Genomic DNA, 8493 nt, shown 5'->3' with positions numbered 1-8493 from the left:
TTTTTACTTGAACTCGATGGACAAACGATTTTCTTTGACCCGATGCTCGGGCGCGCACCATCACCGTTCCCGAAACTGGGGGGAGGACGTTTTCAAACGACGCAGACCGTTGATCTCGAACGCTTGCCGTTGATCGATGTCGTCGTCTATTCGCACGACCATTATGATCACCTGGATTATCCATCCGTCCTTGCCTTAAAAAATCGAGTCGGTCGCTTCATCGTGCCACTCGGGGTCGGGAGTCGTCTCCGTGGATGGGGCGTCTCGGCGGAGCGAATCACGGAACTCGACTGGCATGAATCGACGCAAGTCGGTGGCATTAAGCTGACAGCGGCTCCGTCGCGCCATTATTCAGGGCGAAATGGTCTTGATCAATTTTCAACGCTGTGGGCGTCATGGGTCATTGAAGGCTCGCAAAAAGTTTTCTTTAGTGGTGATAGTGGGTATGGTCCGCATTTCAAAGCAATTGGTGAACAATATGGTCCGTTTGATTTAACGATGATGGAATGTGGGCAGTATGATGTCCGGTGGTCCAATTCGCACATGTTACCGGAACAAACAGTTCAAGCACATCGTGATGTCAAAGGTCGCGTCTTGATGCCGATTCACTGGTCTGCCTTCATCCTCGCGTTTCATGCCTGGTTCGAACCGGTCGAACGGTTGCTCAAGGAAGCAAAACGCGATGAGATTCCAGTTTTGACACCAATGATTGGGGAGAGTGTGACACCCGAGAGCACGACACGGAAATGGTGGCGAGAAGTGCGTTAAATGATACAGCTTTTTGATTTTAATTAAATATGATGATAAAAAAAGTAGCCATTTCGATTTGACTCGAAATGGCTACTTTTTTAGATGAATAAACGGACGAGATGTTCATCATCGACTCCTACAGGAAAGCGAGGATGATGACATCGTCTGGATCGTACAATACTCTTTAGCTCGCCAATCGATCCGCTTGTTTTGCACGACGTGAACGAACCTTTTCGACAATTTCGAAACCGAGCACAAGCATCGTTCCGACGAGCAATCCATTACTGAGAAACGGACGAAGCGTCAAAGGCAGGACTTCCGCGATGACGGTCGATTGCAACAAGATACTGATGCCGATGACGGCACTGATTGCAAACGCATGGCGACGACGGCTGTTCTCCATGTTACTTTCCGCTGACTGCCAGGCAATCAGAAACATATGCGGCAATGTCGCAAGCAACGCTGCACTCGCGACGCTCCGCGGCAATGTTGCGATGATCCCGATCAAGCTTGGGAAGAAACCAATCAGTGCGATGACGAGTGAGGCAATCAAGAACGGACGACGTTTCCGGCTATCTGTTTGTGCGATGAATCCACTCGTGATGGGTAAAGGCACCGGTACGAGCGTCGAGAACGTAGCAGCGAGTAAATGAATGACACCTTCGATCGACAAGCCTTGGTGCAGACGTCCTTGTTTTTGAAGCGTTGCTTCGACGGCGCTTAAGGCAGCGATCAAATTGACGACGAGCAAGATCGCGAACGGAATCGCGACAAGGAATGCACTGCCGTCAAACTGTGGCCATCCGAACGGTAACGCTTGCGGTGGTGCAAACAAACTAGACGACGTAGGAAGTGACGGACGGCTGACGAGCCAACCGACGAGAATTCCGATCATCAAGGCGAACGGACGTAAGCGACTCGGTCCGAATTGGCTGAGTCCGAGCACAAGTAAGAACGTGATGATACCAGCGAGACGTGTTGCTTCGACGGCGAGGACGGCACCAAGCATGACGCCTGTTAATTGAATACATAATAAAAGCAAAAATGTTCCGCTGACGAGCGGTGTGAAGACGGGTAATAAGTATTTCGTCCATCCTGTCAAACCGAGAATGATAAGGACGATACCGGCAATTACGACGGCTGCCATCGCAATCGTAAAGGCTGTTTTTGAATCGACCGGTAGTGCGGCGATGACAACGAAGATACTGACCCATGATCCGGCAGGTCCCGATACGATTGGAAGCCGGTGGCCGAAAGCGCCGTGTAGGAAACAGGCAATCCCGCCTACAAAGAACGACCGTTGGACAAGGGCAGCTGTTTCGACTGAGGAGAGGTCGAACAGACTAGCGACGACGATCGGTAAGGCAATCGTGTTCGCAAGTAAGAAGACGATCCACTGGAAAGTAGAAGTCGTTTGTTTCATGAAAAAGCTCCTTTCTTAAACTGAAGATATTCCTGCATCATAGCATATGATTGATGTTATGATTCATATATCTTTATACATGAAAACATATGAAAGAGATGATGAGTATGGATTTACGTCAGTACCGCTATTTTTGTGCGGTCGTCGAGGAACAATCTGTCACACGAGCAGCGGAGCGCTTAAGAATGGCACAACCTGCCTTGACGCAACAAATCCGACGAATGGAAGAAGAGTTAAGCGTTCGTCTAATCGAGCGGGCAGGGCGCGGAATCCGGATCACACCAAGCGGCAACCGCTTATATGAAAGGGCGGTTTCATTGCTACAGTTTGAGCAGGAGACACGAATGGAATTAAGCGACATCGAAGCCGGACGAACAGGAATTTTGCGGATTGGTGTCAACACGTTATCAGCCAGTCGGCTTGTTGACTGGATCGAACAGATGAAACGACGACATCCTGGTATTATCTTACAAGTCCACCAAGGAGAATCGAGTGCGCTCATCGAACGGTTAAAAGAGCGGTCGCTTGATGCAGCGTTGGTCCGTTTGCCGATTGATGCGCAAGGCGTCTCGATTGAATGGATGGAAGAAGAACCGTTTCATCAAGTCTGGCACCCGGATCACCCAACTGCGGACCTCATCATTCCGAGTCAAGAAGGACTCGGTGTCTTTCAGACGTTAAGTCAACGGCTCGGCGTCGTATCGCAAGAGACGTGTTCTGACGTCTTGACGCTAATCGGACTCGTCCGAAAGGGGAAGGCGGTGACTGTATTGCCGGAGAGTACGTTGCGGGAACTGGACACGGCAGGACTGCATCAGACATACCTGTCAGGTGCCGCGAGTACGACAGCCTTTGTCTGGTTGACGGAGACGGGACCGACGACACTGACGAAACAATTCATTGAAATCATGCAAGAAACAGCAAAATAATTAAATGGATAAGAAAGGAACAATCGAATGAAAACGATTCAAGGCACATATGGGGAAGCAAAGATTTTCACGGACAACGTCGACGAACTGACGATTAAGCAAGTAACAGCCATGTTGGAGGAACAATTTGCGACAGATAGTCGCGTTCGGATCATGCCGGATTGTCACGCTGGAAAAGGGTCCGTCATCGGAACGACGATGCATGTGACGGACGAGGTCGTACCGAATCTCGTCGGTGTCGATATCGGTTGCGGCATGTTATGTACACGACTTGCTGGACAGGGACCAATCGACTTTGCAGAGCTTGACGCAACGATCCAGCATCTCATTCCAAGTGGCATGTCGGTGCGTCAGCAAGCCCATCCATTGTCAGAACAGGTACCGTTTGATCAAGTACTTGCACCGTTCAACGAGACACGGGCACGGTTGTCGATCGGGACGCTCGGTGGAGGGAATCATTTCATCGAACTGAACCAGGATGCAGCAGGACAGCGCTATCTCGTGATTCATTCCGGCAGTCGCAACCTTGGGAAGACGATCGCTGAACATTATCAGGCAGAAGCCGAGACGGCACGCTTCCAATTTGATGCGGGTCAAATCATTGAGGAATTAAAGCAGCAGGGGCGCGAATCGGATATTCAGGCGACCTTGCAGCAATTGAAGGAAAAACGATCTACGTTTAACAAAGATTTAGCATCTGTTTCCGGAGAAACGATGGAGCGTTACCTCCATGATCTTAAGATCGCCCAACGATACGCAGCATTAAACCGTCAAGCGATGACCGAAGTCATTTTCGAGGCGATGGGATGGACGGTAGTGGATCAGTTCGATACGATCCACAACTACATTGATCTTGATGCGATGATTTTAAGAAAAGGTGCCATCTCTGCGAAAGCCGGCGAGCGGGCAATCATTCCGATGAACATGCGCGATGGCTCCTTGATCGTCGTCGGAAAAGGAAACCCTGATTGGAATTATTCCGCGCCACACGGAGCAGGACGCATCATGTCACGATCTAAAGCGTTCAAAACAGTTGAACTCGATGCATTCGAAAAGACGATGACCGATGTCTGGTCAAGTTCTGTCGTCGCGTCGACGCGTGACGAGTCGCCTTTCGTCTATAAACCGATGGACGAAATCATTCGCAATACGAAAGAAACGGTCGATGTCGTCGAGATCATTAAACCGCTATACAACTTTAAGGCAAAGTGATGTCAGGGTGTTTTCAAAAGGGGAGGATAGTGTATGCGCTATAAGAGAAACATGGCGATCCTATTTTCGAGTGTATTTTTAAGTGTAGGATGTACGGATGAGGCGGTCACGACGGAACAGAAAAAAGTAGAAGTCAAAACTACTACTCATACGAATCAGAAGACAAAACATCCTATCTTACATCCTGTTCAGTATGAAAAGCTGTTCAAGTATATGGATGAACACCTGAAGATGGATCAATTTCAGTTGCAGGCAAGTACGATAGGTTCAGATTTCACGGCTTTAGATCGATCATTGAGTTTTGGGAAGAGACGTTGGTTAACCGTTGACGGAACGATAGACACACCGTCGACACAAGAGACACTTTATTTTGAAAATCAAAAACAAGATACGCGGTTAGCGATCCATTTTACTTATACAGATCGATACATAGGCAATGACGTGATGCAGTATCAATCAAGTGATGGCTACAAAGGGCTTAATCAAAAGCTATCGAATCAGTCTGATCTTATCATCATCAGCTACAAAAACATCCTCATATCCGTGCAACAAAATGCTTTATATAAAGTCGATCCTGACACGACGCAGGAGGCAGCAAAACAGGTGATTCACGAATTAAAAAACGCTCCCGTTTAAACGAGAACGTAAAGATGACAACTTTGATTTGATTAGACGGCACCATCCGGCAATGTCTCACCTGTCCGGCGAATCGTCGCTCCGAGTTCAGCGGCAATCGCATTGACGGCTTCTGAATCTTCGTTGACTTCACTGATCAAGATGACACCGTAATGATTGGGATTGATCTGATTCAGTGTCCGGTTAAACAAATCAAACGAATCTCGTTCGTTTTTCTCATCCCGATTCGCACCAATCAAGTAGCCAGCGACGGAACCGACGAGCATCCCGAACGGACCACCGATGACACCGATCGCCATGCCGATCAATGAACCCTTGAACGATTGATCCTGTTGCGTGAAGTCGATCGCATCGATGAAAGAGAACCCCTCTGCTTCGTCGCGTTTTGCGAGAACCATCTGGTCCATGTCGATTTCCTTGATCGCTTCGAGGTCTTTGATCATCGCGAAGCCTGTTTGCGCTTTTTCTAAATCATTGAAAATAATCGTCGTAATGACGTGCGTTGCATCGCTTTTATATTTCGCCATAATAAACGCCTCCACAAGAATCGGATATCATACTACACTTTTTAAGTACCCTGAACATTCTAAATGGAAACGCATGACTGGAAATATGGCAAGAACAGGACAACAGAATAATTTTCTAATATCGGCAATAAGTAAAACTTATCGAAAGTCTTTTGTTCTTTCAAATTGTAACGGAATCCATATTATACTATGATAGAACTGTACAAGTAAGCGGTATCAGGGGCTTGATGTCGTGAACACTTAAAGGGGGAATCACCATGAAGCAAACAGATGTGTCGCAAGATGTCTTTGGCGCACGCCGTTCGTTTGAAGCAAACGGTAAGAATTATCAGTACTACAGTCTTGAAAAATTGGAAGAACTCGGATTGACGGAAGTCAAACGCCTTCCATATTCGATTCGTGTCCTACTCGAGTCAGTACTTCGTCAACAAGATGGTCGTTCGATCACACGTGAACACGTCGAGAACTTGGCGAAATGGGGAACAGCTCAAGTTTCGAATGATGTCGACGTTCCGTTCAAACCGTCACGCGTCATCCTTCAAGACTTCACAGGTGTTCCAACGGTCGTTGACCTCGCATCACTTCGTAAAGCGATGCAAGATCTCGGTGGAGACCCATCGGTCATCAACCCAGAAGTACCAGTAGACCTCGTCGTTGACCACTCGGTTCAAGTCGATGCCTACGGTTTTGCTGGTGCACTTGCAGAAAACATGGATCTCGAATTCGAGCGTAACGAAGAGCGTTACAAATTGCTTCGCTGGGCAACGTCAGCATTTGACAACTACCGTGCCGTACCACCAGCAACAGGAATCGTTCACCAAGTCAACCTCGAGTACTTGGCATCTGTCGTCCTTGAAAAGGAAACAGCAGACGGTACAGTTGATGTCTATCCGGACACACTCGTCGGAACAGACTCACACACGACGATGATCAACGGTCTCGGCGTCCTCGGTTGGGGAGTCGGTGGGATTGAAGCGGAAGCGGGCATGCTCGGACAGCCGTCATTCTTCCCAGTACCTGAAGTCATCGGTGTTCGTATTACAGGTGAGATGCACCCAGGAACGACAGCAACAGACGTTGCCCTTCGTGTAACGGAAATGCTCCGTCAAGAGAACGTCGTTGGTAAATTCGTCGAGTTCTTCGGTCCATCACTCCACTTAATGTCACTTTCTGACCGGGCAACAATCGCAAACATGGCGCCAGAATACGGTGCAACATGTGGATTCTTCCCAGTTGATACAGAGACATTGACGTACCTTCGTTTGACAGGTCGCGATGAAGCATTGATCGAAAAAGTCGAGAACTATTCGAAAGCAAACGGTTTGTTCTACACGCCACAAAACGAAGATCCAACATTCACGAAAACGGTCGAACTCGATCTTTCAACGATCGTTCCTGCGCTTGCTGGACCAAAACGTCCACAAGACCGGATTGATTTGACGGATGTCCATACATCATTCAAAAAAGCGTTGACGGCTCCACAAGGAAACGCTGGATTTGGTCTTGCAGAAGAAGAAGCAAACAAAGTCGCTGTCGTTCAGTTCGAAGACGAAGCGGTTGAGATGCGTACGGGTGATGTGGCAATCGCTGCGATCACGAGCTGTACGAACACATCAAACCCATACGTCATGATTGGTGCGGGACTCGTCGCGAAAAAAGCGATCGAACTCGGTCTTTCAGTTCCGAAATACGTCAAAACATCGCTTGCGCCAGGATCGAAGGTCGTTACGGATTACCTCGAGAAATCAGGACTCCAAACGTATCTCGACGAACTCGGCTTCAACACAGTCGGTTACGGCTGTACGACATGTATCGGTAACTCGGGTCCACTTGACCGCGCTGTTGAAGATGCGATCCTCGGTTCAGACTTGCTCGTTTCGTCTGTCCTCTCAGGAAACCGTAACTTCGAAGGTCGTGTCCACCCGCTCGTCAAAGCGAACTACTTGGCTTCACCGCCACTCGTCGTCGCGTATGCACTTGCAGGAACAGTCGACGTCGATATTATGAACGCGTCACTCGGGACAGGCAAAGACGGACAAGAAGTCTTCTTCGCTGACATCTGGCCTTCACGTGATGAGATCCAAACGATCATCAACACGGTCGTCACACCAGAAAGCTTCCGTGCAGAATACGATTCAGTCTTCACAGGAAACGAACGCTGGAACAACCTTGACGTGCCAACAGGCGATCAGTATGACTTCGACGGTGAGTCGACATACATCCAAAACCCACCATTCTTCGAGAACTTGGCGAAGGAAGCGGGTCAAGTCGAAGCACTCAACGGACTCCGTGTCTTCGGTAAGTTCGCTGACTCGGTCACGACGGACCACATCTCACCAGCTGGTTCATTCTCGAAAACGACACCAGCCGGTCAATACCTCGTCAACAAAGGGGTTGCACCAAAAGACTTCAACTCGTACGGTTCACGTCGTGGTAACCACGAAATCATGATGCGCGGAACGTTCGCGAACATCCGCATCCGTAACCAAGTAGCACCAGGTACAGAAGGTGGCTTCACGACGTACTGGCCAACAGGCGAAACGATGGCGATGTACGATGCTGCGATGAAGTACAAAGAAGATGGTACAGGTCTCGTCATCCTCGCTGGTAAAGACTACGGTATGGGTTCTTCACGTGACTGGGCAGCAAAAGGAACGAACTTACTCGGCGTCAAAGCCGTCATCGCGGAGAGCTTCGAGCGGATTCACCGTTCAAACCTCGTCATGATGGGTGTTCTTCCACTTCAATACGTGGCAGGCACAACAGCTGAAACACTTGGTCTAACAGGTGAAGAAGCGATCAGTATCGCAATCGATGAGTCTGTTCGTCCACGTGACATCGTTAAAGTCACGGCAACAGCGGCAGATGGAAAAGTCACTGAATTCGAAGCGATTGCTCGTTTCGACTCAGAAGTCGACATCGATTACTATCGTCACGGCGGGATCTTACCAATGGTCCTTCGTGAGCGTCTCCAACAAGCATAAGTTGTCTAATCAAAGGTGGGGGAAACCCCACC

General features: G+C 48.8%; 7 protein-coding genes. 5 read left to right on the top strand and 2 right to left on the bottom strand.

Translation table 11 applies throughout. The annotated features are described in order from the left end of the window. Positions 1-768: MBL fold metallo-hydrolase (locus B2751_RS01775; RefSeq protein ID WP_290772398.1), on the top strand; the 768-nt coding region annotated here is incomplete at its 5' end. A 166-nt stretch (positions 769-934) separates the two neighbouring features. Here B2751_RS01775 and B2751_RS01770 read toward each other — a convergent pair. Then, positions 935-2173, bottom strand: coding sequence for a purine/pyrimidine permease (locus B2751_RS01770; protein ID WP_290772396.1), 1239 nt, complete (start codon positions 2171-2173; stop codon positions 935-937). A 107-nt stretch (positions 2174-2280) separates the two neighbouring features. Between B2751_RS01770 and B2751_RS01765 the strand changes: the two genes are divergently transcribed. Genes B2751_RS01765 through B2751_RS01755 form a run of 3 tightly spaced genes read left to right on the top strand, consistent with a single transcriptional unit; the run spans position 2281 to position 4950 of the window. Beyond that, positions 2281-3102 (top strand): LysR family transcriptional regulator, encoded by an 822-nt coding sequence (locus B2751_RS01765; protein ID WP_035408665.1) that lies wholly within the window; start codon positions 2281-2283, stop codon positions 3100-3102. Positions 3103-3129: 27 nt separating this feature from the next. Further along, on the top strand, positions 3130-4314 hold the full coding sequence (locus B2751_RS01760) for an RtcB family protein (RefSeq protein WP_035408663.1): 1185 nt from the start codon (positions 3130-3132) through the stop codon (positions 4312-4314). A gap of 33 nt (positions 4315-4347) precedes the next feature. After that, positions 4348-4950, top strand: a complete 603-nt coding sequence (locus B2751_RS01755; protein WP_290772392.1) for a hypothetical protein — start codon at positions 4348-4350, stop codon at positions 4948-4950. A gap of 32 nt (positions 4951-4982) precedes the next feature. Here B2751_RS01755 and B2751_RS01750 read toward each other — a convergent pair whose 3' ends face one another. Beyond that, the gene (locus B2751_RS01750) at positions 4983-5477 is read right to left on the bottom strand and encodes a hypothetical protein (RefSeq protein ID WP_035408657.1); all 495 of its coding nucleotides are present in this window, start codon (positions 5475-5477) and stop codon (positions 4983-4985) included. 257 nt (positions 5478-5734) lie between these two features. On the opposite strand from B2751_RS01750, the gene acnA reads away from it, so the two are divergent. Beyond that, positions 5735-8461 (top strand): aconitate hydratase AcnA, encoded by a 2727-nt coding sequence (gene acnA / locus B2751_RS01745; RefSeq protein WP_035408655.1) that lies wholly within the window; start codon positions 5735-5737, stop codon positions 8459-8461. Positions 8462-8493: the final 32 nt, after the last annotated feature.

It is taken from the genome of Exiguobacterium sp. UBA6282 (genome assembly GCF_002440475.1).
Lineage (GTDB): Bacteria > Bacillota > Bacilli > Exiguobacteriales > Exiguobacteriaceae > Exiguobacterium_A.
This window is presented reverse-complemented; position numbering and strand designations above follow the sequence as displayed.